At 64.5% G+C, this 25,044-nt stretch carries 26 protein-coding genes; 6 read left to right on the top strand and 20 right to left on the bottom strand.

Annotated features, from left to right (window positions below; translation table 11 throughout):
- Window positions 1–19 precede the first annotated feature (19 nt).
- Window positions 20–793 (bottom strand): ABC transporter substrate-binding protein, encoded by a 774-nt coding sequence (locus tag HG549_RS17660; RefSeq protein ID WP_170030964.1) that lies wholly within the window; start codon window positions 791–793, stop codon window positions 20–22.
- Between the two features lie 118 nt (window positions 794–911).
- Between HG549_RS17660 and dnaX the strand changes: the two genes are divergently transcribed.
- The 3 genes from dnaX to recR all read left to right on the top strand — a co-directional run bounded on the left by dnaX (window position 912) and on the right by recR (window position 4,284).
- A complete protein-coding gene (gene dnaX, locus HG549_RS17655; RefSeq protein WP_170030962.1) occupies window positions 912–2,993 on the top strand; it encodes a DNA polymerase III subunit gamma/tau in 2,082 nt (693 codons plus the stop codon).
- Window positions 2,994–3,056: 63 nt separating this feature from the next.
- Window positions 3,057–3,392 carry a YbaB/EbfC family nucleoid-associated protein gene (locus HG549_RS17650; protein WP_023381418.1) on the top strand — a complete coding sequence of 112 codons (336 nt, stop codon included), beginning with the start codon at window positions 3,057–3,059 and terminating at the stop codon, window positions 3,390–3,392.
- A 289-nt stretch (window positions 3,393–3,681) separates the two neighbouring features.
- Window positions 3,682–4,284: a recombination mediator RecR gene (gene recR, locus HG549_RS17645; protein ID WP_170030960.1), complete on the top strand. Its 603-nt coding sequence runs from the start codon at window positions 3,682–3,684 to the stop codon at window positions 4,282–4,284.
- Window positions 4,285–4,459: 175 nt separating this feature from the next.
- Here the strand turns inward: recR and HG549_RS17640 are convergent, their stop codons facing one another.
- From HG549_RS17640 to ccoN (HG549_RS17565), 16 genes are all read right to left on the bottom strand, one after another.
- Window positions 4,460–5,008 (bottom strand): adenine phosphoribosyltransferase, encoded by a 549-nt coding sequence (locus tag HG549_RS17640; RefSeq protein WP_027921268.1) that lies wholly within the window; start codon window positions 5,006–5,008, stop codon window positions 4,460–4,462.
- Window positions 5,009–5,062: 54 nt separating this feature from the next.
- Window positions 5,063–5,797, bottom strand: a complete 735-nt coding sequence (gene fnrA / locus HG549_RS17635) for a Crp/Fnr family transcriptional regulator FnrA (RefSeq protein WP_009683909.1) — start codon at window positions 5,795–5,797, stop codon at window positions 5,063–5,065.
- 182 nt (window positions 5,798–5,979) lie between these two features.
- Window positions 5,980–7,362 (bottom strand): oxygen-independent coproporphyrinogen III oxidase, encoded by a 1,383-nt coding sequence (gene hemN / locus HG549_RS17630; RefSeq protein ID WP_170030958.1) that lies wholly within the window; start codon window positions 7,360–7,362, stop codon window positions 5,980–5,982.
- Window positions 7,363–7,481: 119 nt separating this feature from the next.
- Window positions 7,482–8,165, bottom strand: coding sequence for a sulfite exporter TauE/SafE family protein (locus HG549_RS17625; protein ID WP_170030956.1), 684 nt, complete (start codon window positions 8,163–8,165; stop codon window positions 7,482–7,484).
- A complete protein-coding gene (gene ccoS / locus HG549_RS17620; RefSeq protein WP_170030954.1) occupies window positions 8,158–8,373 on the bottom strand; it encodes a cbb3-type cytochrome oxidase assembly protein CcoS in 216 nt (71 codons plus the stop codon). The genes HG549_RS17625 and ccoS overlap by 8 nt, the downstream gene beginning before the upstream one ends.
- On the bottom strand, window positions 8,352–10,826 hold the full coding sequence (locus HG549_RS17615; protein WP_170030952.1) for a heavy metal translocating P-type ATPase: 2,475 nt from the start codon (window positions 10,824–10,826) through the stop codon (window positions 8,352–8,354). Before HG549_RS17615 ends, ccoS begins: the two co-directional genes overlap by 22 nt.
- A gap of 135 nt (window positions 10,827–10,961) precedes the next feature.
- Entirely contained in the window at window positions 10,962–11,489 is a 528-nt protein-coding gene (locus tag HG549_RS17610) for a FixH family protein (RefSeq protein WP_170030950.1), read from the bottom strand.
- A 15-nt stretch (window positions 11,490–11,504) separates the two neighbouring features.
- On the bottom strand, window positions 11,505–12,920 hold the full coding sequence (gene ccoG / locus HG549_RS17605; protein ID WP_170030948.1) for a cytochrome c oxidase accessory protein CcoG: 1,416 nt from the start codon (window positions 12,918–12,920) through the stop codon (window positions 11,505–11,507).
- Between the two features lie 289 nt (window positions 12,921–13,209).
- Complete coding sequence (gene ccoP, locus HG549_RS17600) at window positions 13,210–14,190, bottom strand: cytochrome-c oxidase, cbb3-type subunit III (protein WP_170030946.1); 981 nt, start codon at window positions 14,188–14,190, stop codon at window positions 13,210–13,212.
- Window positions 14,187–14,378 (bottom strand): cbb3-type cytochrome c oxidase subunit 3, encoded by a 192-nt coding sequence (locus tag HG549_RS17595; protein ID WP_170030944.1) that lies wholly within the window; start codon window positions 14,376–14,378, stop codon window positions 14,187–14,189. Before HG549_RS17595 ends, ccoP (HG549_RS17600) begins: the two co-directional genes overlap by 4 nt.
- Before the next feature lie 5 nt (window positions 14,379–14,383).
- Window positions 14,384–14,992 carry a cytochrome-c oxidase, cbb3-type subunit II gene (gene ccoO / locus HG549_RS17590; RefSeq protein WP_008093485.1) on the bottom strand — a complete coding sequence of 203 codons (609 nt, stop codon included), beginning with the start codon at window positions 14,990–14,992 and terminating at the stop codon, window positions 14,384–14,386.
- On the bottom strand, window positions 14,992–16,434 hold the full coding sequence (gene ccoN / locus HG549_RS17585; RefSeq protein ID WP_170030923.1) for a cytochrome-c oxidase, cbb3-type subunit I: 1,443 nt from the start codon (window positions 16,432–16,434) through the stop codon (window positions 14,992–14,994). The genes ccoO (HG549_RS17590) and ccoN (HG549_RS17585) overlap by 1 nt, the downstream gene beginning before the upstream one ends.
- 554 nt (window positions 16,435–16,988) lie before the next feature.
- Window positions 16,989–17,930: a cytochrome-c oxidase, cbb3-type subunit III gene (ccoP, locus tag HG549_RS17580; RefSeq protein ID WP_170030921.1), complete on the bottom strand. Its 942-nt coding sequence runs from the start codon at window positions 17,928–17,930 to the stop codon at window positions 16,989–16,991.
- The gene (locus HG549_RS17575) at window positions 17,927–18,118 is read right to left on the bottom strand and encodes a cbb3-type cytochrome c oxidase subunit 3 (RefSeq protein ID WP_170034235.1); all 192 of its coding nucleotides are present in this window, start codon (window positions 18,116–18,118) and stop codon (window positions 17,927–17,929) included. Before HG549_RS17575 ends, ccoP (HG549_RS17580) begins: the two co-directional genes overlap by 4 nt.
- A gap of 5 nt (window positions 18,119–18,123) precedes the next feature.
- Window positions 18,124–18,732, bottom strand: coding sequence for a cytochrome-c oxidase, cbb3-type subunit II (ccoO, locus tag HG549_RS17570; RefSeq protein WP_170030919.1), 609 nt, complete (start codon window positions 18,730–18,732; stop codon window positions 18,124–18,126).
- A 13-nt stretch (window positions 18,733–18,745) separates the two neighbouring features.
- The gene (ccoN, locus tag HG549_RS17565; protein WP_170030917.1) at window positions 18,746–20,170 is read right to left on the bottom strand and encodes a cytochrome-c oxidase, cbb3-type subunit I; all 1,425 of its coding nucleotides are present in this window, start codon (window positions 20,168–20,170) and stop codon (window positions 18,746–18,748) included.
- 50 nt (window positions 20,171–20,220) lie between these two features.
- On the opposite strand from ccoN (HG549_RS17565), the gene HG549_RS17560 reads away from it, so the two are divergent.
- Window positions 20,221–20,913, top strand: a complete 693-nt coding sequence (locus HG549_RS17560) for an alpha/beta family hydrolase (RefSeq protein WP_170030915.1) — start codon at window positions 20,221–20,223, stop codon at window positions 20,911–20,913.
- Window positions 20,914–20,964: 51 nt separating this feature from the next.
- Here the strand turns inward: HG549_RS17560 and HG549_RS17555 are convergent, their stop codons facing one another.
- Entirely contained in the window at window positions 20,965–21,249 is a 285-nt protein-coding gene (locus tag HG549_RS17555; protein WP_054884096.1) for a pyrimidine/purine nucleoside phosphorylase, read from the bottom strand.
- Window positions 21,250–21,321: 72 nt separating this feature from the next.
- Window positions 21,322–21,873: an exonuclease domain-containing protein gene (locus HG549_RS17550; protein ID WP_170030913.1), complete on the bottom strand. Its 552-nt coding sequence runs from the start codon at window positions 21,871–21,873 to the stop codon at window positions 21,322–21,324.
- Between the two features lie 171 nt (window positions 21,874–22,044).
- Between HG549_RS17550 and HG549_RS17545 the strand changes: the two genes are divergently transcribed.
- Together HG549_RS17545 and HG549_RS17540 are read left to right on the top strand one after the other, a co-directional pair.
- The gene (locus tag HG549_RS17545; RefSeq protein WP_170034233.1) at window positions 22,045–22,845 is read left to right on the top strand and encodes an ABC transporter substrate-binding protein; all 801 of its coding nucleotides are present in this window, start codon (window positions 22,045–22,047) and stop codon (window positions 22,843–22,845) included.
- Between the two features lie 64 nt (window positions 22,846–22,909).
- Window positions 22,910–23,923, top strand: coding sequence for a GNAT family N-acetyltransferase (locus HG549_RS17540; RefSeq protein ID WP_170030911.1), 1,014 nt, complete (start codon window positions 22,910–22,912; stop codon window positions 23,921–23,923).
- A gap of 150 nt (window positions 23,924–24,073) precedes the next feature.
- Here HG549_RS17540 and HG549_RS17535 read toward each other — a convergent pair whose 3' ends face one another.
- Window positions 24,074–24,604 carry an RNA polymerase factor sigma-70 gene (locus HG549_RS17535; RefSeq protein ID WP_170030909.1) on the bottom strand — a complete coding sequence of 177 codons (531 nt, stop codon included), beginning with the start codon at window positions 24,602–24,604 and terminating at the stop codon, window positions 24,074–24,076.
- Window positions 24,605–25,044 lie beyond the last annotated feature (440 nt).

The raw sequence follows: 25,044 nt of genomic DNA, 5'->3' as shown, positions 1-25,044 counted from the left end.
TCAGGTAGACGTGACGTGCTCAAGGTCGGGCTACGGGCATCACCGCCTGGTGGCCCTGCCCGCCATAGCGCTGCACGATCCGCTCGATCTGCCCCGACTGTTTCATGCGCGCCAGCGCCCGCAGCAAGGCCTGGGTCGGTAGCGCCGGATCGTTGCGTACCATGCACCCCAGCTGCTGCTCGTCCAGTACCGTCAGCGCCTGCAGGCGCTGCCCGTCCGGCAGGCCCCGGTTGAACCACTGCAACGACAGCTGGTTGCTGACTGCGTGGCGATAGCGGCCGGCTTGCAGCTTCTGCAATACCAGCAACTGGTTGCGGCTGTCTTCGCGCTGCAAGCGGCCCTGGTCAAGCAACGGCTGCAAGCCCGGGTAGGTGAAACCCAGCACTGTACCGATCGCCTGGGGTGGCAGTTGCTCGGCGGATATCGCCGTGCTGTCGCCCGGGCGACCGACCAGCAGGTCGCGCTGGTTGATCAGTGGGACGCTCCAGATGAAATTCCTTGGTGGGGCATCGAACCACTGGCTGCTGACATAGCAGCGCACATCGATATCGCCATGCTCCATAGCCTCCTGCAGGCGCAGGCGGGCCATGACGTGGTACACAGGGCGCGCGCCCACCTCGCTGGCCAGCGCCTGCGTCAGGTCGTACAGCAGGCCCTCCACTGGCTGGTCGGCTTCGATGCGCACCAGCGGCATGCTCCAGCTCTCGGCCACGGAAAAACGCAGCACCGCCTGTTCGGCGAGACATTGCGAGGTCCACAACAGCAGCAAGGCCAGCAGTCTTGGCAAAGGCATATCCTCCCTGGACAGCACATACAGTTTCTAGCTTAGACGAGCCGCGCGGGGTGCATTTTTGCCCCCGCTCCGCTAGCATTAGCGATCTTCCGCTCGATCAGGCTACGATGGTTTTTCGATGAGTTATCAGGTCCTTGCACGTAAATGGCGTCCGCGCTCGTTCCGCGAAATGGTCGGCCAGGCCCATGTGCTCAAGGCTTTGATCAACGCCCTGGACAACCAGCGCCTGCACCATGCCTACCTGTTCACCGGTACCCGGGGCGTGGGCAAGACCACCATCGCCCGGATCATTGCCAAGTGCCTGAACTGTGAAACCGGCATCACCTCGACGCCATGCGGCACCTGTTCAGTGTGCCGGGAAATCGACGAAGGCCGCTTCGTCGACCTGATCGAGATCGACGCCGCCAGCCGGACCAAGGTCGAGGATACCCGCGAACTGCTCGATAACGTGCAGTACGCCCCAAGCCGTGGGCGCTTCAAGGTCTACCTGATCGACGAAGTGCACATGCTGTCGACCCACTCGTTCAACGCCTTGCTCAAGACGCTGGAAGAGCCGCCGCCCTACGTCAAGTTCATCCTCGCCACCACCGACCCGCAGAAGCTGCCGGCCACCATTCTGTCGCGCTGCCTGCAGTTCTCGCTGAAGAACATGAGCCCGGAGCGGGTGGTCGAACACCTCAGCCACGTACTGACCGCGGAAAACGTGCCATTCGAGACGGATGCCCTGTGGTTGCTGGGCCGCGCCGCCGATGGTTCGATGCGCGATGCGATGAGCCTGACCGACCAGGCCATCGCCTTTGGCGAAGGCAAGGTGCTGGCCGCCGATGTGCGGGCGATGCTCGGCAGCCTTGACCATGGCCAGGTCTATGGCGTGTTGCAGGCACTGCTCGAGGGGGACGCGCGAGCTTTGCTCGAGGCCGTGCGCAACCTGGCCGAACAGGGCCCGGACTGGGCTGGCGTACTGGCCGAGATGCTCAATGTGCTGCACCGCGTAGCCATCGCCCAGGCTTTGCCGGAAGCCGTGGACAACGGCCAGGGCGACCGCGACCGAGTACTGGCGCTGGCCGCGGCATTGCCGGCCGAGGACGTGCAGTTCTATTACCAGATGGGCCTGATCGGTCGCCGTGACCTGCCCCTGGCGCCGGACCCGCGTGGTGGCTTTGAAATGGTCCTGCTGCGCATGCTGGCGTTCCGCCCGGCCGACACCGACGACGCGCCGAAACCGGTGCTAAAGCCAGTGGGGATCAGCCAGGCCACAGCTGATCCTGCAACCCCGGTGGCAGCGCCAGCGGTTGCCGCGGTGCCGCCAGCCGCTGCCGTGCAACCTGCTGCAGCGGTTGCCGCGCCGCAGCAGCAGGCCCCCACGCCGGTGGCGCCAGCACCACAGCCGGTTGATGCACCTGTGCCGCAGGCTGAGCCTGCCGCCGTTGTCGAACCCGAGCTGCAAGCCAAGCCCGAGCCGGAGCCAGCTGCAGTGGCAGAGGTGGTTGACCTGCCGTGGGAGGAGTCGGTACCCGTAGCGTCTGAGTCCATGCCTGCGCCGGCTCCTGCGCCCACGCCCGCGCCCGTACCGATGCCGGCGGCGCCGGCCCACGACGACGAGCCGCCCTTCGATCCGTCGGCCTATGCTGCCGTGGGCATGGACCGCGACGATGAGCCGCCACTGGACGAAGACTATTATGGCGGCGAAAGCGACCCGGTCGGCTTCAGCTACCTGGACGAGCTGGCCGAACACGTCCAGGAAGAGGCCCCCAAGCCGGTCGCCGAGCCGCTGCCAGCGGCCAAGCCGGCGACCGGCCTGGCCCTGCAATGGCTGGAAATGTTCCCCCAGTTGCCTGTCTCCGGGATGACAGGCAACATCGCGGCAAACTGCACGCTGGTGGCCGCCGATGGCGACGACTGGCTGCTGCACCTGGACCCTGGCCAGGGGGCGCTGTTCAACGCCACCCAGCAGCGGCGCCTGAACGAAGCGCTCAACCAGCACCTGGGGCGCGCGCTGAACCTGCGTATCGAGCTGATTCAGCCCGAGCAGGAAACCCCGGCCCAGGCCGCAGCGCGCAAGCGCAGGGAGCGTCAGCACGAGGCCGTGGTGTCGATCGAGCAGGATCCGTTGATCCAGCAGATGATCCAGCTGTTCGGTGCCAAGGTGCGGCAGGATACTATTGAACCTGTAGAGGCCCTGGCCAGTCAGGGCCAGTAACGGATAACCATGCGGCCGGCCGGGTGCCGGGCCGCATCACATGACCCAATCGAGGTATACCCCATGATGAAAGGTGGCATGGCCGGCCTGATGAAGCAGGCCCAGCAGATGCAGGAAAAGATGCAGAAGATGCAGGAAGAGCTGGCCAACGCCGAAGTCACCGGCCAGTCCGGTGGTGGCCTGGTGAGCGTGGTGATGACCGGGCGTCACGATGTGAAGCGCGTCAGCATCGACCAGAGCCTGATGTCGACCGACGCCGACGACAAGGAAGTGCTGGAAGACCTGATTGCCGCTGCACTGAACGACGCCGTGCGCAAGGTCGAGCAGAACAGCCAGGAAAAGATGGGCAGCATGACTGCCGGCATGCAATTGCCGCCGGGCTTCAAGATGCCGTTCTAAGGGCATTGCATTACCAAGAACCGCCGCTCACAACAGCGGCGGTTTTTTTGCGCCTTCTTGCAGCCTGCGCGGTCTTTGTAGGAGCGGCCTTGTGTCGCGATGGGGCGCGAAGCGGCCCCAGGTTCTCAGCTTCGCAGCATGGATTGCCGGGGGCTGCTGCGCAGCCCTTTCGCGACACAAGGCCGCTCCTACAGGGACCGCGCAAGCCTTACGCTGTACGCATGGTTGTTTGACGGCGTTGTCTGCGCTGGGTATAAACCGCCTCTTATTGAATTGTCAGGCCTTTCCCATGAGCTTCAGCCCTCTCATCCGCCAACTGATCGATGCCCTGCGTATTCTCCCGGGTGTCGGCCAGAAAACCGCCCAGCGCATGGCCCTGCAGCTGCTCGAACGTGACCGCAGCGGCGGCCTGCGCCTGGCCCAGGCCTTGACCCAGGCCATGGAAGGGGTAGGGCATTGCCGCCAGTGCCGTACCCTGACCGAGCAGGAGCTGTGCCCGCAGTGCGCCGACCCGCGCCGTGACGATAGCCAGTTGTGCGTGGTCGAGGGGCCGACCGATGTGTACGCGGTGGAGCAGACGGGCTACCGTGGTCGTTACTTCGTGCTCAAGGGCCACCTGTCGCCACTGGACGGCCTGGGCCCGGAGGCGATCGGCATACCGCAACTGATGGCGCGGATCGAGGAGCAGGGCACCTTCACCGAGGTGATCCTGGCGACCAACCCGACCGTGGAAGGGGAGGCAACTGCGCATTACATTGCCCAGCTGCTGAGCGAGAAGGGCCTGGTGGCCTCGCGCATTGCCCATGGCGTGCCGCTGGGTGGGGAGCTGGAGCTGGTCGACGGCGGGACCCTGGCCCATGCCTTCGCCGGGCGGCGGCCGATTTCGCTCTGATTCAGAATTGCCGGGGCCGCTTTGCGGCCCATCGCGACACAAGGCCGCTGCTACAGGAGGTTGCGTTCTGAGCTGCGCCCCAGATGGTGGACAGATGTCCAACATTAGCGGCGCAGCTCATTCCCCTGTTGGAGCGGCCTTGTGTCGCGATGGGCTGCAAAGCAGCCCTGTGGTCTCAGTATTCGCTGAGCGAAAATTCGGTCAGGCAGAACGTCGGCACACCCGCCGCCTGTAGCCGGCGCGACCCGTCCAGTTCCGGCAGGTCGATGATCGCCGCCGCCTCGAACACCTGGGCACCGGTCCGACGCACCAGGTTGGCCGCTGCCAGCAGCGTACCGCCGGTCGCGATCAGGTCATCGAAGATCAGTACCGAATCGCCTTCGCACAGGCTGTCGGCATGCACTTCCAGGAACGCTTCGCCGTACTCGGTCTGGTAGGCCTCGCTGAGCACATCGGCGGGCAGCTTGCCTTGCTTGCGGAACAGGATCAGCGGCTTGTTCAGTTGATGGGCGATGATCGAGCCGATCAGGAAGCCCCGCGCGTCCATGGCGCCGATGTGGCTGAACTCGGCCTCGACATAGCGCTCGATGAACTGGTCGGCGACATAGCGCAGCCCGCGCGGCGATTGGAACAGCGGGGTGATGTCGCGGAAGATCACGCCCGGCTTGGGGAAGTCCACTACCGGGCGGATCAGGGCTTTGAGGTCGAAGGCGTCGCTGTGCATTGGTGCGGGTATCCTGGGAAAACGAATGCCCAAGTATACCTGCTAAACCAGCCCTCAGGCCTCCATCGCACCGCCGGCCAGCGCGCACAGCTGGATCGGGTCGAGGATGTGCACTTCCTTGCCTTCGGCGCGAAGCAGGCCGTTCTGCTGGAAGCGGGTGAACACGCGCGACACGGTTTCCACGGCCAGGCCCAGGTAATTGCCGATTTCGTTGCGCGACATGCTCAGGCGGAACTGGTTGGCCGAATAGCCGCGGGCACGGAAGCGCGCCGACAGGTTGACCAGGAAGGTGGCGATGCGCTCGTCGGCGGTCTTTTTCGACAGCAGCAGCATCATTTGCTGATCATCGCGGATCTCCCGGCTCATGACCCGCATCAGTTGCCGCCGTAGCTGTGGCAACTGCACCGACAGCTCGTCGAGGCGCTCGAAGGGGATTTCGCACACCGAGGTGGTTTCCTGCGCCTGGGCCGACACCGGATAGGCCTCGGTGTCCATGCCCGACAGGCCGACCAGTTCACTGGGCAGGTGGAAGCCGGTGATCTGCTCTTCGCCGCTGTCGCTGAGGCTGAAGGTTTTCAGGGCGCCGGAACGTACCGCGTAGACCGAGCCGAAATTGTCACCCTGGCGGAACAGGAACTCGCCTTTTTTCAGCGGCCGTCCGCGCTTGACGATTTCGTCAAGTGCATCCATGTCTTCCAGATTCAACGACAGGGGCAGGCACAGGGGGGCCAGGCTGCAGTCCTTGCAATGGGCCTGGTTGTGTGGGCGCAGTTTGACTGGCTCGGACATTTTCTTCGATCCTTGTGGGAAAGCACACATAAGACGTAAGGGTAACTCACGGCATAGCTTGTAGGCCAGCGTGCGCTGTCGTGCAGCGAACTGGCCAGGCCCCGGCGGGTGTGCCGGGGCCGTCACTGCGCCCATAGTGTGCCTGGCAAGGAAGCTTGTCCATGCGGTTGAACGACTCGGTTTCAGATCACCCGCGAAAAGCGCTGGCGGTTGTGCAGCCCCAGGTAGGCATCGAACACCATGCACACCGAGCGCGCCAGCAGGCGGCCGGCCGGCAGGATGCGGATGCCCTTGTCGTCCAGGCGGATCAGGCCATCGCGCTGCAAGGTCAGCAGTTCTGGCCAGAGCTCGTTGAAATAGCCACGAAAATCGATGGTGAAGGCCTGTTCGATCGGCTCGAAGTCCAGCTCGAAATGGCAGATCAGCTGCTGGATCACCGCCCGGCGCAAGCGGTCGTCGTCGTTGCAGATCAGCCCGCGCTGGGTGGCCAGCTGGGCGTTGGACAGGCTGTCCTGGTAAGTGTTGAGGTCGCTGCTGTTCTGGCAGTACAGGTCGCCGATCTGGCTGATCGCCGACACGCCCAGGCCGATCAGGTCGCAGTGACCGTGGGTGGTATAGCCCTGGAAGTTGCGCTGCAGGGAGCCTTCTTCCTGGGCGATGGCCAGCTCGTCGTCGGGCAGGGCGAAGTGGTCCATGCCGATGTAGCGATAGCCGGCTGCAGTCAGCTGGTCGATGGTGGCATGCAGCATCTCCAGCTTGGCGGCTGCGCTGGGCAGGTCATTGCTGTCGATGCGCCGCTGCGGCATGAAGCGCTCGGGCAGGTGGGCGTAGTTGAATACCGACAGGCGGTCGGGTTGCAGGCGGATCACTTCTTCGACGGTACGGGCGAAGCCTTCCGGGGTCTGCTTGGGCAGGCCATAGATCAGGTCCAGGTTGATCGAGCGGAACTGCAGGGTGCGCGCGGCTTCGATCAGGGTCCGGGTCTGCTCCAGGCTCTGCAGGCGGTTGACGGCGCGCTGCACGGCCGGGTCGAGGTCCTGCACGCCGAGGCTCACGCGATTGAAGCCCAGTTCGCGCAACAGGCCCATGGTCGACCAGTCGGCCTCGCGGGGGTCGATCTCGATGCCGTAGTCACCGGAGTCGTCGTCCAGCAGGTGGAAATGCTGGCGCAGGGTGGCCATCAGCTGGCGCAGTTCCACATGGCTGAGGAAGGTCGGGGTGCCGCCGCCAAAATGCAGCTGTTCAACCCGTTGCTTGGGGTCGAGATGGCAGGCGATCAGCTGGATTTCCTGTTCCAGGCGCTGCAGGTACGGCGCGGCACGGGCGCGGTCCTTGGTGATGACTTTGTTGCAGGCGCAGTAGTAACAAATGTTTGCACAGAACGGCACGTGCACGTACAGCGACAGCGGGCGCACGGCCCGACGGCTCTCGCGCAGGGCGTGGAGCAGGTCGAACGAGCCCACTTCGCTGTGCAGCTGCACGGCGGTCGGGTAAGAGGTGTAGCGTGGGCCGGCCAGGTCGTAGCGGCGGATCAGGTCGGTATCCCAACGTAGGTCGTCGAGCATGAGGGCGGTCCCCGGAAAGAGCAGCAATGCACCGGAGTCTAGGGTTGTCTGTAGGAAACTGTGTTGATTTGTATCAAGGGGAATCGGCAGCAATCGGGGCGGCTGCAAAGCAGCCCCGCTCAGTGCCCCATCAACCAGTGCTGGTGCGGCCCTGGCAGGGTCCAGAGGCCAAACAACATCACCAGCACCCCGCCAGCCACGCGCACACTGCGTCGTTTCAACAACGTGTTCAGCCGTTCTGCCGCCAACCCGGTGGCCAGCAGCACCGGCCAGGTCCCCACGCCGAAGGCCAGCATCAACGCTGCGCTGTAGCCGGCATTGCCTTGGCTGGCCGCCCACAGCAAGGTGCTGTACACCAGCCCGCACGGCAGCCACCCCCATAGTGCCCCGAGCAGCAATGCGCGCGGCAGGCTGGACACCGGTAGCAAGCGCGATGCCACGGGCTGGATATGCCTCCACAGCCCCCGGCCCAGCGCCTCGATGCGGGTCAGCCCGCTCCACCAACCGGCCAGGTACAGCCCCATGACGATCAACAACAGCGCCGCCACCACCCGCAGCGCCAGGGCCGCGGGGCTGCTGGCCACGGCCCAGCCGGCCAGGCCCAGCAGCAGGCCGGCACAGCCATAGCTGAGCACTCGGCCAAGGTTGTAGGCCAGCAGCAGGCGCAGGCGCCGGCCGCGTTGTTCTGGGGGAATGGCCAGGGTCAGCGCGCCCATCAGGCCGCCACACATGCCCAGGCAGTGGCCACCGCCCAGCAGGCCAAGGATCAGTGCCGAGCCCAGCAGGGGAAGCAGTTCAGGCACGGGGTGGCGGTTCCTTGGCGGGGGCGGCCTGGCTGTCGTCAGGCGTCACGGCCGCCTGGTGGCGCGGGTCCTGGTCGTCGAACAGGATGCTATGGGCAGGGCTTTCGAGGTCGTCGTACTGGCCGCTGTCCACCGCCCAGAAGAAGATGTACACGGCCACGCCAACCAGCAGCAGTGCCGCGGGGATCATGACATAGAGGGCGGGCATGGTGACTTACTCCCAGGCAAGGACGCTTGATGGGTGGGCGCACCCGCTGCCGGCGGCAGGCGGGTCAGGCGCAGGGCATTGAGCACCACCACCAGCGAGCTGAGCGACATGCCGATGGCCGCCCACACCGGGGTGATCCAGCCGAGCGCGGCGAACGGCAACACCAGGCCATTATACAGGGTCGCCCACAACAGGTTCTGCAGGATATTGCGGCGGGTGCGGCGGGCCAGCTCGAAGGCTTGCACCAGCGCCGACAGGCGGTTGGACAGCAACACGGCATCGGCGCTGGTCTTGGCCAGGTCGGTGGCACTGCCCATGGCAATGCTGATGTCGGCGGCGGCCAGCACCGGCACGTCGTTGACCCCATCGCCCAGCATCAGCACCTTGTGCCCGGCGGCCTGCAGCGCTTTCAGCCGGTCCAGTTTGTCGTCCGGGCGCAGGCCGCCGATGGCCTGGTCGATGCCCAGCTGGGCGGCCGCTTCGGCAACCATCGGCGAGCTGTCACCGGAGAGCAGCAGCGTGCGCCAGCCGCGCGCCTTGCAAGCGGCCAGCAGGGCCGGGGCGTCGTCGCGCAGGCGATCGTCCAGGCCGAACCAGGCCAGCGGCCCCTGGCGGTCACCCAGCAGCAGCCACTGGCCGCGCGGCTCCGGCACGGCAGGAGGCTCTGCGCCGCCCAGGGCGCAGACGAAGGTGGCCTGGCCAATGCGCAGGCGCTGGCCGGCCACTTCGCCTTCCAGGCCCAGGCCCGGCACGCTCTGCACCTCGTCAGCCGGGCTGGCGCTGCGGCCGAAGGCGCGCGCGATGGGGTGTTCGGAGCGGTTTTCCAGGGCCGCGGCCAGGGCCAGGCAGCGGTCGGCCGGCAGGTTGCCGAGCGGGCGGATGCTGCGCAAGGTCAGGCGGCCCTCGGTCAGCGTGCCGGTCTTGTCGAAAATCACCGTATCGACCTGGTTCAGGCCTTCCAGCACATGGCCGCGGGTGACCAGCAGGCCAAGCTTGTGCAAGGTGCCGGTGGCAGCGGTCAGGGCCGTGGGCGTGGCCAGCGACAGCGCGCAAGGGCAGGTCGCTACCAGCATGGCCAGCACGATCCAGAACGCTCGCGCCGGGTCCAGGTGCCACCACCACAGGCCGATGGCCACGGCGGCCAGCAACGAGCACAGCAGGAACCACTGCGAGGCGCGGTCGGCGATTTCGGCCAGGCGTGGTTTTTCCGTCTGCGCGCGCTCCAGCAGGCGAACGATGGCCGACAACCGCGAATCGGCACCCAGGGCCTCGACTTGCACGTTCAGGGTGCTTTCGACATTCAGCGTGCCGCCGGTGACGCGATCGCCGGCCCGGCGTGGTTGCGGCAGGTATTCGCCGGTGAGCAACGATTCATCGACACTGGAGCGGCCGTCGACGATGCAGCCGTCGGCGGGGATCACCGCGCCTGGCAACACCTGGACCCGGTCGCCGCACTGCAGTTCGCTGAGCAGGATGCGCTCGCTGTGGCCGTGGGCATCCAGGCGCAGGCATGAAGCCGGCAGCAGGTTGACCAGCTGCGCAGTGGCCGCTGCGGTGCGTTCGCGGGCACGGCGCTCGAGGTAGCGGCCGGTGAGCAGGAACAGGGCGAACATGCCCACGGTATCGAAGTACAGCTCGCCGCCACCGGTGATGGCGGTCCAGATGCCGGCGCCGAAGGCCAGGCCAATGGCCAGCGACACCGAAACGTCCATGGTCAGGTGACGGGTGCGCAGGTCGCGCGCGGCGCCCTTGAAGAACGGCGCGCAGCTGTAGAAGACGATGGGGATGGTGAGAAACAGCGCCACCCACCTGAGGATGGTGTGCAGCTCGGGCGACAGGTCGATGTTGAATTCCGGCCAGGTGGCCATGGTCGCCATCATCGCCTGGAACCACAGCAGCCCGGCCACGCCCAGGCGGCGCAGGGCACTGCGGTTCTCGCGCGCCAGTTGCTCGGCGGCCTGGTCGGGCTGGTAGGGGTGAGCGGCGTAGCCGATCTGGCGCAGCTCGGCGAGCAGGCGCGACAGCGGCAGTTGCTGGTCGTCCCAGTTCAGCAGCAGCCGGTGGTTGGACAGGTTCAGGCGTGCTTCGGCGACACCGGGCAGGTTGCGCAGGTGTTTCTCGATCAGCCAGCCGCAGGCCGCGCAGCTGATGCCTTCGACCAGCAGGGTGGCTTCGGCCAGCCCGCCCTGGTGGCGGACGAAGGCTTGCTGCACGTCGTTGCGATCGTACAGGGCCAGTTCGTCCTGCAGTTGCCGAGGCAAGGCCTCAGGGTTGGCGCTGGTGTCGCTGCGGTGCTGGTAATAGTGTTCCAGGCCCCCGGAGACGATCGACTCGGCCACCGCCTGGCAGCCGGGGCAACAGAACTGCCGGGGCTCGCCCAGCACCACGGTGGTGAAGCGGCTGCCGCCGGTGACGGGCAGGGCACAGTGGTAGCACGGGGTGGGTTGGGTCATAAGGCAAGCACTGCTCAGGCACAAAGGAAACCCTGTGGGAGCGGGCATGCCCGCGAAAGCGTCAGGCCTGAAAACACCTTTGCCTGGGCTGTCGCATCGCGGGCATGCCCGCTCCCACAGGGGTTTGCGGTGTCGCTACTGCTGGTGCTCGGCACCTTGCAAAGCTTCATCACCCAGTTGCAAGGTCACACCATGCTCGACCTTCTCTTCTTCGAACAAGCGCCATACCTGGCCACCTTCGCTACCCAGCAATTCAACGAAACGACGCCCGTCAACCTTGTCCTCCAGCTGCCCCACATAGCGCCCGGCCTCGACCCGGCTCAGCAGCACCTTGCGGTCTTTCTCCGGCTGGGTGGGCGAAATCAGGTTCAGTTCCAGGCTCTGCGGGTCGCTGTTGCCGGCCAGGCGCACATCGACTTCGCCGGTCAGCTCGTCCAGGTGCACGCCGGCCTTCAGGCCCAGCGTCTGTGCCAGCAGTTCACGGTCCAGCGAGCGGTTGATGCCCTTGCCGGCCTCGTAGTAATTGTCGTTGACCAGGTTGTCCGGGTTGCGCACGGCGATGCTGACCATGCTCAGGCTCAGGCACACCGAGGTGGCCAGGATGCCGATGATGATCCAGGGCCAGAGGTGCTTGTACCAGGGGCTGGCGGCGGTGGCAGGCATTGTCGGTTATCTCTCTCAGCGGATCTGTGGGCCGATGAAACGGCTCTTGGCTTCAACCTGGGCGTCGCTGTCATCGGCGCTCTTGAGGATGAAGGTGACTTCGTTGGTGGTCGATGGCAGTTTCTCGGGGGCAATCGACAGTTGCACCGGCAGGCTGACGATATCACCGGCGGCCACGCGGATCTCGCGCTGGCCTTCGAGCCTGAGGTCCGGCAGGCCGGCGGCGTCCAGCACGTAGACGTGGTCGCGCTGGTCCTTGTTCATCACCTTCAGGCTGTACACGTTCTCGATCCGGCCCTGGGCGTTTTCGCGGTAGAGCACGCGGTCCTTGCTGACGTCGAAACCGACCAGCGAGCGGGTGGCGAAGGCGGTGGCCAGGCCGATGATCATCACCACCAGTACCAGCGCGTAGCCGATCAGGCGTGGGCGCAGCAGGTGGGTCTTCTGCCCGGACAGGTTGTGTTCGGTGGTGTAGCTGATCAGCCCGCGCGGGTAGTTCATCTTGTCCATGATGTTGTCGCAGGCATCGATGCAGGCGGCGCAGCCGATGCACTCGATCTGCAGGCCGTCACGGATGTCGATGCCGGTGGGGCAGACCTGCACGCACATGGTGCAGTCGATGCAGTCGCCCAGGCCATGGGCCTTGTAATCGAGGTCCTTCTTGCGCGGGCCACGGGTTTCGCCACGGCGCGGGTCGTAGGACACGATCAGCGTGTCCTTGTCGAACATCACGCTCTGGAAGCGCGCATACGGGCACATGTACACGCACACCTGCTCGCGCAGCCAGCCGGCGTTGCCGTAGGTGGCGAGGGTGAAGAAGCCGACCCAGAAGTAGGCCCAGCCGTCGGCCTGGCCAGTGAAGAACTCGATGGCCAGTTCGCGGATCGGCGAGAAGTAACCGACGAAGGTCATGCCGGTGACGAAACCGATCAGCAGCCACAGGCTGTGCTTGGCGAGCTTGCGCAGGAACTTGTTGCCGCTCATCGGCGCCTTGTCCAGCTTCATGCGCTGGTTGCGGTCGCCCTCGGTGACCTTTTCGCACCACATGAAGATCCACGTCCACACGCTTTGCGGGCAGGTGTAGCCGCACCACACGCGGCCGGCGAACACGGTGATGAAGAACAGGCCGAAGGCGGCGACGATGAGGATGCCCGAGAGCAGGATGAAGTCCTGCGGCCAGATGGTGGCGCCGAAAATGTAGAACTTGCGCTCGGGCAGGTTCCACCACACGGCCTGGTGGCCACCCCAGTTCAGCCAGACGGTACCGAAGTACAGCAGGAACAGCACGGCTCCGCCGACCATGCGCAGGCGCCGGAACAGGCCGGTGAAGGCACGGGTGTAGATCTTTTCCCGGGAGGCGTAGAGGTCGACGGAGTCCTTGCCCTTGCTGGCAGGCGGGGTGACATCATGTACCGGAATCTGCTTGCTCATCATCAAGTCCCACGGCAGTGGAGAAACGCCGCGGCCAGTGCGTGCCGGCCGCAGTCTGGCGCAATCTGCTAGCGCTCTGCGGCCCATGATACGCCGCTGATGGCAGTCTGGGGTCGCACTGCGACCTTTAGTCGCGTTGGGTTCGTGGTGTGAATCGTGTTATGGCGGGTGTCAATTGATCCAGGTCATCTGGTGTTGCTTTTGCTGGCCGCATCGCGGATGAATCCGCTCCTACAGGGACCGCATGTGTGTGTAGGAGCGGATTTATCCGCGAGAGGCCAGGCCTGCCTTACTCGGCCTGCTGGGCCGGTTCGGGCTGCTGCGACAGGCTATACACATAAGCCGCCAGCAAGTGCACCTTGTCGTTACCCTGCAGCTGTTGCTGGGCCGGCATCTGCCCCTGGCGGCCATAGCGGATGGTCTGCTGCAACTGAGCGAAGCTCGAGCCGTAGATGAACGCCTGCGGGTGGGTCAGGTTCGGCGCGCCCATGGCAGGGGTACCTTTGCCTTCCGGCCCGTGGCAGGCCACGCAGTTGGCGGCGAAGATCTTCTGCCCGTTCTCGACATCGGCCTTCGCGCCTTCCGGCAGGCTGCGGCCATCCAGCTTGCTGACCACGAACGCCGCCACGTCAGCCACGCCCTGGTCGCCGATCACCTCGGCCCAGGCCGGCATCACGCCGTGACGGCCGCCCATGATGGTGGTCTTGATGGTGTCCGGCTCGCCGCCCCAGCGCCAGTCGTTGTCGGTCAGGTTGGGGAAACCGAAGGCGCCCTTGGCGTCGGAGCCGTGGCACACCGAGCAGTTGGAGGCGAACAGCCGTGCGCCCATTTTCAGCGCCTGTGGGTCCTTGGCCACCTCCTCGATGGGCATCGCCGCGAACTTGGCGAAGATCGGCCCGAAGCGGGCGTCGGCCTTGGCCATTTCCTTTTCCCACTCGTGCACGCCCGTCCAGCCCGCCTGGCCGTTGGAAAACTCGGTCTGCTTGTCGTTGTCCAGGTACGAGTAGCCCGGCAGCACGCCTTTCCAGTTGCCCAGGCCGGGGTACAGCACCAGGTAGCCCAGGGCGAAGACGATGGTGCCGACGAACAGCCAGAACCACCATTTCGGCAGCGGGTTGTCGTATTCCTCGATGCCATCGAAGGCATGCCCGACGGTTTCGTCGGTGACCTCCTCGCGCTGGCCCTTGCGGGTCGACAGCAGCAGCCAGGTCAGCGAGAAAATGGTGCCCAGGGTCAGGACGGTAACGTACAGACTCCAGAAGGTTGTCATTGTTGTTTGCTCCCAGAAGCTTTTGCTTGCTCGACGTGCCGGCTGGCCTCGGGGTCATCCGCGAAGGGCAGTTGGGTCGCTTCGTCGAAGTCCTTTTTCCGCCGTGGGCTGAACACCCACAGTGCCAGGCCCACGAACGCCACCATCACCACGACGGTGCCCAGGCCGCGAATCATCCCGATATCCATCAGCCTCACCGTTTGCTCTTGATGATGGTGCCAAGACCTTGCAGGTACGCGACGATGGCGTCCATTTCGGTCTTGCCCTTGACCGCGTCGTGGGCCCCGGCGATGTCGGCGTCGGTGTACGGCACGCCGAGGGTGCGCAGCACTTCCATTTTCTTCGCGGTGTCCTTGCCATCGAGCTTGTGCTCGACCAGCCACGGGTAGGACGGCATCTTCGATTCCGGTACCACGTTGCGCGGGTTGTACAGGTGCGCGCGGTGCCAGTCATCCGAGTAGCGGCCACCGACCCGCGCCAGGTCCGGCCCGGTACGCTTGGAACCCCACAGGAACGGGTGGTCCCAGACGCTCTCGCCGGCCACCGAGTAGTGGCCGTAGCGCTCGGTTTCGGCGCGGAACGGGCGGATCATCTGCGAGTGGCAACCTACGCAGCCTTCACGGATGTAGATGTCGCGGCCTTCAAGCTCCAGCGCGGTGCGCGGCTTCATGCCTTCCACGGGTTTGTTGGTGACGTCCTGGAAAAACAGCGGGACGATCTGGGTCAGGCCACCGATACTGACGGCGATGACCATGAAGAAGGCCAGCAGGCCTATGTTCTTCTCGACGGCTTCATGCTTCATCAGTGCGCTCCCACGACGACGATCTTGGCGGCTTCCTCTGCCTGTGCCGGGTTGGCGGCACGGACGGTACGCAGCACGTTGTAGGCCATCAGCAGCATACCGCTGGCGAAGAACGCACCGCCCAGGGCGCGGACGATATAGCCAGGGTGGCTGGCCTGCAGGGCTTCGACGAAGGAGTAGGTGAGGGTGCCGTCATCGTTGATGGCGCGCCACATCAGGCCCTGGGTGATGCCGTTGACCCACATCGAGGCGATGTACAGCACGGTACCGATGGTGGCCAGCCAGAAGTGCGCATTGATCAGGCCGACGCTGTGCATCTGCTCGCGGCCATACAGGCGCGGGATCATGTGGTACACGGCACCGATCGAGATCATCGCCACCCAGCCGAGGGCGCCGGCGTGCACGTGGCCGATGGTCCAGTCGGTGTAGTGCGACAGCGAGTTCACGGTCTTGATGGCCATCATCGGGCCTTCGAAGGTGGACATGCCGTAGAACGCCAGCGACACCACCAGGAAGCGCAGGATCGGGTCGGTGCGCAGTTTGTGCCAGGCGCCGGAGAGGGTCATCATGCCGTTGATCATGCCGCCCCAGCTCGGTGCCAGCAGGATGATCGACATCACCATGCCCAGCGACTGCGCCCAGTCGGGCAGGGCGGTGTAGTGCAGGTGGTGCGGGCCGGCCCAGATGTACAGGGTGATCAGCGCCCAGAAGTGCACGATCGACAGGCGATACGAGTAGATCGGCCGCTCGGCCTGCTTGGGCACGAAGTAGTACATCATGCCGAGGAAGCCGGTGGTGAGGAAGAAGCCCACCGCGTTGTGGCCATACCACCACTGGATCATCGCATCAGTGGCCCCGGAGTAGGCCGAGTACGACTTGAACAGGCTCACCGGCAGCGAGATGTGGTTGACGATGTGCAGCATCGCGGTGACCACGATGAAGGCGCCGTAGAACCAGTTGCCGACATAGATGTGCTTGGTCTTGCGCTTGACGATGGTGCCGAAGAACACCAGCCCGTAGGTGACCCAGACGATGGCCAGGAGGATCGCCAGTGGCCACTCGAGCTCGGCGTATTCCTTGGTGGTGGTGTAGCCCATCGGCAGGGTGATCAGCGCGCCGACGATCACTGCCTGCCAACCCCAGAAGGTGAAGGCGGCCATGCTGTCGGAGATCAGCCGGGTCTGGCAGGTGCGCTGCACCACGTAGTAGCTGGTGCCGAACAGCGCACAGCCCCCGAAGGCGAAGATCACCAGGTTGGTGTGCAGCGGGCGCAGGCGGCCGAAACTGGTCCAGGGCAGGTCCAGGTTCAGTTGCGGCCACACCAGCTGCGAGGCGATGAAGACGCCGAGGCCCATGCCAAGGATCCCCCAGACCACCGTCATGATGGCGAACTGGCGGACGACCTTGTAGTTATAAGCAGTCGGACTGATTGCTGTGCTCATTGCTAAGGTTCCACGGTTTTGATGTTCTTGTTGGTCGAAAATCGGCGCCAGTATTGATAACCACCGGGGTTACCGCAACGCAACTTTGGTACGCCGACCCGTGCCCGAGCCCGTCAACTGATGTCCCGCAGTAATCGGGCCTGATCGATTGTACACAAATAAATATTTGTAATGTGTACCGTTTTTCATATTTTTCTGATCGATCGGTCAGGCTTTTGTCGGGACGGCGACAGGCCATGCGCCGCGTCTGCTCCGGTGCTTTCGCAGCGAAGCCCATTGAGGCAACAAGCTTAGTTCTGTTCGGAGGGGGTGCAAGGGGAGGGGTAGGGCTGGCAGGGCGCCGGGGAACGCAGCTGGAGGGTTTGATTTTTGCGGGGAGGCAGATATCGAGCGCCGCCCGCGCGGCGCATCGCGGATGAATCCGCTCCTACAGCCATGGCAGGCGACCATGGCACAACAGGTTCGGCACGTTGCAACTGTAGGAGCGGATTTATCCGCGATGCGCCGCGCGGGCGGCGCTCGCTCTCACAGGCGCCGAATTTCTTTCGGCGAACTCACTTGGCAGTCACGGTTTCGCCAGCAGCATCCTGCGACAGGCTATACACATAGGCCGCCAGCAGGTGCACCTTGTCGTTGCCCTGGATCTCAGCCTGCGCCGGCATCTGACCCTGGCGACCATAACGAATGGTCTGCTGCAACTGGGCAAAGCTCGAACCATAGATGAACGCCTGCGGGTGGGTCAGGTTTGGCGCGCCCATGGCCGGGGTACCCTGGCCTTCAGGCCCGTGGCAAGCCACGCAATTGGCGGCGAAGATGGCCTTGCCCTTGGCGGTGTCGGCCTTGGCCCCTTCCGGCAGGCTGCGGTGGCCGAGGTCGGTCAGCACGAACGCCGCCACATCCGCCACGCCCTGCTCGCCGATCACTTCGGCCCAGGCCGGCATCACGCCGTGGCGGCCGTTCATGATCGTAGCCTTGATGGTTTCCGCGTCGCCGCCCCAGCGCCAGTCCTGGTCGGTGAGGTTGGGGAAGCCATAGGCACCCTTGGCGTCGGAGCCGTGGCATACCGAGCAGTTGGAGGCGAACAGGCGGCTGCCCATCTTCAGTGCCTGGGGGTCCTTGGCGACTTCTTCCACCGGCATGGCCGCGTACTTGGCGAAGATCGGGCCGAACTTGGCGTCGGCCTTGGCCATTTCCTTCTGCCATTCATTGGCCCCGGTCCAGCCATTTTCATAACCCGGCAGGATGCCCTTCCAATTGCCCAGGCCCGGGTAGAGGATCAGGTAGCCGACCGAGAACACCAGGGTGCCGACGAACAGCCAGAACCACCACTTGGGCAGCGGGTTGTCGTACTCCTCGATGCCGTCGAAGCTGTGGCCCATGGTCTGGTCGGTGGTGCTGTTGCTCTGCCCCTTGCGGGTGCCGAGCAACAGCCAGGTCAGGCCGATCAGGCTGCCGATGGTCAGCACGCTGATGTAGGTACTCCAGAAGGTGGTCATTGCCCATTGCTCCTTACAGCAGGTTCCTGCCCGGCGGCGGGCAGGCGGTCGTCGACGAAGGGCAGCAGCCGCGCTTCGGCGAAATCACGGTCGCGGCGGCGGTTGAATACCCACAGGGTGAGGCCGATGAAGGCAATCATCACCACCAGGGTGCCGAGGCCGCGGATCATGCCGATGTCCATTACCATCGCACTCACCTCTTGTTCTTGATCGCGGTGCCGAGCACCTGCAGGTAGGCGACCAGGGCATCCATCTCGGTCTTGCCCTTGACCGCGTCGCGGGCCCCGACGATGTCGTCGTCGCTGTACGGCACGCCAAGGGTGCGCAGGGTGCGCATCTTGGTGTCGGTGTGGCTGTTGTCGACCGGTTGCGCCACCAGCCACGGATACGACGGCATCTTCGACTCCGGCACCACGTTGCGCGGGTTGTACAGGTGGGCGCGGTGCCAGTCGTCCGAGTAGCGGCCGCCGACCCGCGCCAGATCCGGCCCGGTACGCTTGGAGCCCCACAGGAACGGGTGGTCCCACACGCTTTCACCGGCCACCGAGTAGTGGCCGTAGCGCTCGGTTTCGGCGCGGAACGGGCGGATCATCTGCGAGTGGCAGCCCACGCAGCCTTCGCGGATGTAGATGTCGCGGCCTTCCAGTTGCAGCGCGGTGTAGGGCTTCATGCCTTCCACCGGCTTGTTGGTGACGTCCTGGAAGAACAGCGGGACGATCTGGGTCAGGCCGCCGATACTGACGGCGAACACCATCAGCAGGGCCAGCAGGCCGACGTTTTTCTCGATGACTTCATGTTTCATCAGGCAGGTCTCCTCAAGCCAGCTGGGCGTTCGCAGGGGCGACATCGAGCGCCGGCGAACGCACGGTGCGCCAGGTGTTCCAGGCCATCAGGAACATGCCGCTGAGGAAGATCGCACCGCCGACGAAGCGCACGATGAAACCTGGGTGGCTTGCCACCAGGGTTTCCACGAACGAGTAGGTGAGCGTGCCGTCGCTGTTGACCGCGCGCCACATCAGGCCCTGGGCGATACCGTTGACCCACATCGAGGCGATGTACAGCACGGTGCCGATGGTGGCCAGCCAGAAGTGCGCGTTGATCAGGCCGATGCTGTACATGCGCTCCTTGCCGAACACTTTCGGGATGGTGTGGTACAGGGCACCGATCGAGATCATTGCCACCCAGCCGAGGGCGCCGGCGTGTACGTGGCCGATGGTCCAGTCGGTGTAGTGGGACAGGGCGTTGACCGTCTTGATGGCCATCATCGGGCCTTCGAAGGTGGACATGCCGTAGAACGCCAGCGACACCACCAGGAAGCGCAGGATCGGATCGCTGCGCAGTTTGTGCCAGGCGCCGGAGAGGGTCATCATGCCGTTGATCATGCCGCCCCAGCTCGGTGCCAGCAGGATCAGCGACATCACCATGCCCAGCGACTGTGCCCAGTCGGGCAGGGCGGTGTAGTGCAGGTGGTGCGGGCCGGCCCAGATGTACAGGGTGATCAGCGCCCAGAAGTGCACGATCGACAGGCGATAGGAGTACACCGGGCGTTCGGCCTGCTTGGGCACGTAGTAGTACATCATCCCCAGGAAGCCTGCAGTGAGGAAGAAGCCCACCGCGTTGTGGCCATACCACCACTGCACCATGGCGTCGGTGGCGCCGGCATAGAGCGAGTACGACTTGGTCAGGCTGACTGGCAGTTCCAGGTTGTTGACCACGTGCAGCATCGCCACGGTCAGGATGAAGCCGCCGAAGAACCAGTTACCGACGTAGATGTGCTTGGTGTTGCGCTTCATCAGCGTGCCGAAGAACACGATGGCGTAGCTCACCCAGACGATGGTGATCAGGATGTCGATCGGCCATTCCAGTTCGGCGTATTCCTTGGAGCTGGTGTAGCCCAGCGGCAGGCTGATGGCCGCCAGCAGGATCACCAGTTGCCAGCCCCAGAAGGTGAACGCGGCCAGGCCCGGTGCGAACAGGGTGGTCTGGCAGGTGCGTTGCACCGAATAATAGGAGGTGGCGAACAGCGCGCAGCCGCCGAAGGCGAAGATCACCGCATTGGTATGCAGGGGACGCAGGCGGCCGAAGCTGGTCCAGGGGAGGTCGAAGTTGAGGAAAGGCCAGGCGAGCTGGGCGGCGATGAAGACGCCGAGCCCCATCCCGACGATTCCCCACACCACCGTCATGATGGCGAATTGGCGGACCACCTTGTAGTTATAGGCGGTACTGCTGGTTGTGTTCATGTATGGGTTCCCATCCACGGTTATTTGGCAGGCTTTACAGCGAGGCAAGCATGATTAATGGGCAAAGTGCCGGTATTGACGGGGATCAATGGGCGAAGGTCGGAAATGTCCCAGGCTTGCGCTGCGATCCCCCACAGGTTCACGGCAACGGTGGCTACAAGGGCTGCCTGATCCTGGCCCACGGCGCAGGTGCGCCGATGGATAGCGGGTTCATGGAGGAAATGGCGCAAAGGCTCGCGGCGCTTGGGGTGGCGGTGGTGCGCTTCGAGTTCCCGTACATGGCCGAGCGCAGGGTCGGGGGTGGCAAGCGGCCGCCGAACCCGCAGAAGGTGTTACTCGAATGCTGGCGCGAGGTGTACCGGCAGGTGCGACCTTTGGTCACGGGCCGGTTGGCTGTGGGCGGCAAGTCCATGGGCGGGCGCATGGCCAGCCTGGTGGCCGACGCGTTGGAGGTGGATGCGCTGGTGTGCCTGGGTTACCCGTTCCATGCGGTGGGCAAGCCGGAAAAGCCACGGGTCGAGCACCTGGCCGAACTGCAGACGCCGACGTTGATCGTGCAGGGCGAGCGGGATGCATTGGGCAACCGCGAGACGGTGGCAGGCTATGTGCTGTCGCCGGCCATCGAGGTGAGCTGGCTAGTGGCGGCGGACCATGACCTGAAGCCGCTGAAGGCTTCGGGGTTCAGCCATGAGCAGCACTTGCAGGCGGCGGCTGAGAAGGTTGCGGCATTCCTGAAGGATTAGTGCTGGATTCTTCGCGGGCAAGCCCGCGAAGAGGCCGGGTCAGGCTACCGCTTAGTCGCGGTACTCGCACAGGTAGGCGGTATCCACCTTCACCTGCAGCTGGAACTTGCTGTCGGCCGGCACGTTGAACTTGTCGCCGGCGTTGAAGGTTTCCCAGTTGTCGCTACCCGGCAGTTTCACGGTCAGCGCACCCGATACCACATGCATGATCTCGCGCTTGGCGGTACCGAACTCGTATTCGCCCGGGGCCATCACACCGACAGTGGCCGGGCCTTCTTCGCCAGCGAAGGCGATCGACTTGACGGTGCCGTTGAAGTACTCGTTGACCTTGAACATGGGCGACTCCTGAAAAAGGGATGAAAAAGGGCTGGCCAGTATGCCCAAGCCCACCAGCCCCGTCATCTGCTTTCAGGCGCCATTGGCGGGCAGGGTCAAGGGCAGCAGCCGTGCGGTATTGCGCGCATCTTCCAGGGCCCGGTGCTGCTGCCCGCAAAAGTGCATGCCGGCCAGTTGCAGGGCACCGTTCAGGCCGGTTGGCCGTTGCAGGTGGCGGGCCTTGGCGAAGCGTTGCTTGAGGTTGATGTGCGGCAGGGTCCGCAGCAGGCTGTCCAGCCCGTGCTGTTGCCATTCCTGGTGCAACTGCTGGCGGTCGTAGTCGCCCCAGCTGACCCAGGCCTGAAGCTGCCCACGGTGGTGCCCGAGCCAGCGCTCGAAACTTGCCCACACCTCGTGGAAGGGCGCGGCACTGTCCACGCTGGCCTGGCTGATGTGGGTCAGTTCGCGGCAGAACGGGGTGAGCTGTGGCCGCCGACGGGGTTTCACGAAGCGCTGGAAGTGGTCGACTTCGCGGCCTTCGCGGGTAACCAGGCTCGCGCCGATTTCAATGACTTCCATCTCTGTGACCGGCCACCCACGCACATCGGTGGTGGCTTCCAGGTCGATCACCAACCACTGGCCCATACCAGGCTCCCTTGCAGATCCTGCTAGAGCGTAGCCAAACTCGGGGCATCCGGCACCCCCTGGCAATTTGCCCCCGGGTTTGGCGCAACGACAGCGCAACCGGCAGTTGTGTCCAAGCGGGAAAACGCCTAGCTTAGGCGTACCCAGGCATGAACCGTATGAGTGTCCGTCTTGATTCCAACGCCCGGCCTCAAGGCCTTTTCCACACTGATACTGCTGGCTGTGTTCTGGCTGGCGGCGCCTGCCCGGGCGGCCGATGCCATCGAGGTCAAGGTCGGCGCGGCACACTTCCCGCCTTACACGGTGCGCCCCGAGCAGGGCGCCGACACGGGTTTGCTGCCTCAGCTGGTCGATGCACTGAACCGCGCGCAGCAGCAATACCGTTTTGTCCTGGTGCCTACGTCGATCCAGCGGCGTTTTGGCGATTTCCAGCAAGGCCGTACCGACATGGCCATTTTCGAGAACCCGCAATGGGGCTGGCAGCAGATTGCCCACCAGACCGTGGACATGGGCTTGGAAGATGCCGAAGTCTTCGTCGCCCGCCAGGCCAATGGCCGTGATCAGCATTACTTCGACGACCTGCGCGGCAAGCGCCTGGCGCTGTTCAACGGCTATCACTATGCGTTCGCCGGCTTCAACCCGGACCCGGACTACCTGCGCAAGACCTACAATGCGACCCTGACCTACTCGCATGACAGCAACCTGTTGATGGTGCAGGCCGGGCGTGCCGACATTGCCCTGGTCACGCGGTCCTACCTCAGCGATTTCCTCGCGCGCAACCCGGCCAGCCGCGAGCAGCTGTTGCCTTCGCAACGCATTGACCAGGTCTACCACCATTACGCCTTGCTGCGTCCTGGCGCACCGATCGGCGAGCAGTCGTTCGCGACGCTGCTGCGTGGCCTGCGCGACAGCGGCGAACTGGCGCGGATCTTCGAGCCCTACCGCATCACGCTGGTCCCCACGCGCGACTAAATTCCCGCCAGCTGGCAACGTTTTCAGCAGTGAGCCTTTTTCTTCATTGCCGTGAGCCAAGCCCATGCCGTTCGATGCCGCTTCGCAGCCCCAATCCGCGCCGCGCTGGCGCAGCCTCAGTGCCGAGGAGGGGAGCAACTGGTTGAGCCTGTCCCTCGACGGCCGCCCGTTGCTCCGCGTGCGCCTGGAGGCAGGCGCAACCTTGCAGCTTTATCCCGAACACATCTGTCCGCAGCGCCGCGAGCAGGCGTTATGGGCTGCCTGCTATTGGTTATTGTCCCGCGACAGCACTTGCCAGCGCCTGGCCTGGCACCTGCCAGAGGTGCCCACGCAGGCATTGCTCAGCGGCCTGCTGCTGGCTACCGAGCAACCTGGCCAGTACCTGTGCGAGCGCGCGCTGTTCTGGCAGTTGCCACAGCCCTGGCTGGGCGAGTCGGGCCGTGTGGCGTACCCCCAGCAGATGCAGCTCAGCAACGGCAAGCGCCACCCGCGCCGCGCGCCCAAGCCCCGCGGCGAGGTGTACCGGCGTTTCGATGCGCGCCTGGGCAGTTGGGTGTCGCTGCGCACCCTGGAGGTCGAGGCGGACCTGGAGCGTTTCAACCGCTGGCAGAACAACCCGCGCGTGGAGGCGTTCTGGCAGGAGGGTGGCACGCTGGCGCAGCACCGCGAGTACCTCGGCAAACTCCAGGCCGACCCGCATACCCTGACCTTGATCGGCTGTTTCGACGACGAGCCGTTTGCCTACTTTGAAGCCTATTGGGCCAAGGAAGACCGCATTGCGCCGTTCTACCCGGCCGATGACTACGATCGCGGCATCCACATGCTGGTGGGGGAGGAGCGCCACCGCGGTCCGCACAAGGTGGCCAGCTGGCTATCGGCATTGGTGCACTACCTGTTCCTCGACGACCCGCGTACCCAGCGGGTGGTGGCCGAGCCGCGTGCCGACAACGGCAAGATGATCGGGTACCTGCACGACCAGTGCTTCCACTGCGACAAGGAGTTCGACTTCCCGCACAAACGGGCGGCGCTGATGATTCTGGGTCGGGAGCGGTTTTTCGAGCGCTGCCAGCTGGTCTGAAGTCGCGGGTTGGTTCGTGGGCACTCATGGCCTCATCGCCGGCAAGCTGGCTCCTACATTGGCTACGTCGCGCTTGAGCCGTGCGCAGTTACTGTAGGAACCTGGCTTGCCTGCGATAGGGGGCGCAGCGCCCCCGCTGTCTAGCCTTGTTCAGGCTTGTCGGTTGGCGGTCTTGCGGCAATGTACCAGTGCATCGCGGATCATGAAGTTGACCAGCGTCGGCGACACCCCCAGTTCCTTGGCAATGTCCTTTTGCGGTACCCCGTGCAGGCGGTACATCTCGAACGCATAGCGGGTGCGCTGCGGCAGCTGGTTCAACGCCTCGGCAATGTCATCCAGCGCGGCCAGGTTGATGTGGGTGGCCTCGGGCGAGGCATTCTGCACCACCACATTCAGGCCTTCCTCCTCGCTGCCGGAGTACTTCAACTCCATCGCCTGCTTGCGGTAGTGGTCGATGGCTAGGTTGCGCACGATCTGGAACAGGTAGCTCAGCTGCGCCTTGAACGACGAGGTGATCTGCGGGGCCGCGCTGAGCCGGAAAAAGGCATCCTGCACCACATCTTCGGCGCGCGAGCGGCAGCCGGTGATGCGTGCGGCAATCTTGACCAGGATGCTGCGATTGTCGACGAAGGCCTGCAGTAATGGTGAATCGCACTTACTTGTGGATAGTTGTTCCGCCATGGAAATCACCTTGTCACAGAGGGGAAAGGAGGCTTCCAGCTGTGGGAAGCTTCCTATGACGTGCGACAACCTATTCATAGTGATAATGATTGTCAAATGAGAAATGTAATTATTACGACCTGGTTCTGGTTTCGGGGAGGCATGCCTTGGGAGGTGTGGCGCCTGGGAGATCGCGCGCCGCCCGCGCGGCGCATCGCGGATAAATCCGCTCCTACGTTTGTTTCGGGCCAGTAATGCCTGTGGCAGGTGCGCGCGACCGCCTGGTTCATACGACGCGATATCACGTGATGCGCCAGAGCGCCTTCGCGCAAATCCTCCAGGAATGATTGGCCTGAAACCAATGTAGGAGCGGATTTATCCGCGATGCGCCGCGCGGGCGGCGCGCGATCTCCGAGGCGCCACACCTGCCAAGCCAGACCCCGCTAATTTCTCCCCCTGCC

Source organism: Pseudomonas sp. SK (genome assembly GCF_012975065.1).
In the GTDB taxonomy this organism is placed as follows: domain Bacteria; phylum Pseudomonadota; class Gammaproteobacteria; order Pseudomonadales; family Pseudomonadaceae; genus Aquipseudomonas; species Aquipseudomonas anuradhapurensis.
The sequence above is the reverse complement of the archived record's forward strand: the minus strand, read 5'-3'. Positions and strand labels throughout refer to the sequence as shown.

Bases quoted from the DNA above. Each gene is read 5' to 3' on its own strand.
- ccoP (WP_170030946.1), bottom strand. From the start codon at position 14,190: ATGACAACCTTCTGGAGTCTGTACGTTACCGTCCTGACCCTGGGCACC.
- dnaX (WP_170030962.1), top strand. From the start codon at position 912: ATGAGTTATCAGGTCCTTGCACGTAAATGGCGTCCGCGCTCGTTCCGC.
- HG549_RS17575 (WP_170034235.1), bottom strand. From the start codon at position 18,118: ATGGTAATGGACATCGGCATGATCCGCGGCCTCGGCACCCTGGTGGTG.
- ccoN (WP_170030923.1), bottom strand. From the start codon at position 16,434: ATGAGCACAGCAATCAGTCCGACTGCTTATAACTACAAGGTCGTCCGC.
- HG549_RS17615 (WP_170030952.1), bottom strand. From the start codon at position 10,826: ATGACCCAACCCACCCCGTGCTACCACTGTGCCCTGCCCGTCACCGGC.
- ccoO (WP_008093485.1), bottom strand. From the start codon at position 14,992: ATGAAGCATGAAGCCGTCGAGAAGAACATAGGCCTGCTGGCCTTCTTC.
- HG549_RS17550 (WP_170030913.1), bottom strand. From the start codon at position 21,873: ATGGGCCAGTGGTTGGTGATCGACCTGGAAGCCACCACCGATGTGCGT.
- HG549_RS17535 (WP_170030909.1), bottom strand. From the start codon at position 24,604: ATGGCGGAACAACTATCCACAAGTAAGTGCGATTCACCATTACTGCAG.
- HG549_RS17640 (WP_027921268.1), bottom strand. From the start codon at position 5,008: ATGCACAGCGACGCCTTCGACCTCAAAGCCCTGATCCGCCCGGTAGTG.
- ccoP (WP_170030921.1), bottom strand. From the start codon at position 17,930: ATGACCACCTTCTGGAGTACCTACATCAGCGTGCTGACCATCGGCAGC.
- recR (WP_170030960.1), top strand. From the start codon at position 3,682: ATGAGCTTCAGCCCTCTCATCCGCCAACTGATCGATGCCCTGCGTATT.
- ccoO (WP_170030919.1), bottom strand. From the start codon at position 18,732: ATGAAACATGAAGTCATCGAGAAAAACGTCGGCCTGCTGGCCCTGCTG.
- ccoN (WP_170030917.1), bottom strand. From the start codon at position 20,170: ATGAACACAACCAGCAGTACCGCCTATAACTACAAGGTGGTCCGCCAA.
- HG549_RS17555 (WP_054884096.1), bottom strand. From the start codon at position 21,249: ATGTTCAAGGTCAACGAGTACTTCAACGGCACCGTCAAGTCGATCGCC.
- HG549_RS17660 (WP_170030964.1), bottom strand. From the start codon at position 793: ATGCCTTTGCCAAGACTGCTGGCCTTGCTGCTGTTGTGGACCTCGCAA.
- hemN (WP_170030958.1), bottom strand. From the start codon at position 7,362: ATGCTCGACGACCTACGTTGGGATACCGACCTGATCCGCCGCTACGAC.
- fnrA (WP_009683909.1), bottom strand. From the start codon at position 5,797: ATGTCCGAGCCAGTCAAACTGCGCCCACACAACCAGGCCCATTGCAAG.
- HG549_RS17610 (WP_170030950.1), bottom strand. From the start codon at position 11,489: ATGCCTGCCACCGCCGCCAGCCCCTGGTACAAGCACCTCTGGCCCTGG.
- HG549_RS17650 (WP_023381418.1), top strand. From the start codon at position 3,057: ATGATGAAAGGTGGCATGGCCGGCCTGATGAAGCAGGCCCAGCAGATG.
- HG549_RS17560 (WP_170030915.1), top strand. From the start codon at position 20,221: ATGATTAATGGGCAAAGTGCCGGTATTGACGGGGATCAATGGGCGAAG.
- HG549_RS17595 (WP_170030944.1), bottom strand. From the start codon at position 14,378: ATGGATATCGGGATGATTCGCGGCCTGGGCACCGTCGTGGTGATGGTG.
- ccoS (WP_170030954.1), bottom strand. From the start codon at position 8,373: ATGCCCGCCCTCTATGTCATGATCCCCGCGGCACTGCTGCTGGTTGGC.
- ccoG (WP_170030948.1), bottom strand. From the start codon at position 12,920: ATGAGCAAGCAGATTCCGGTACATGATGTCACCCCGCCTGCCAGCAAG.
- HG549_RS17540 (WP_170030911.1), top strand. From the start codon at position 22,910: ATGCCGTTCGATGCCGCTTCGCAGCCCCAATCCGCGCCGCGCTGGCGC.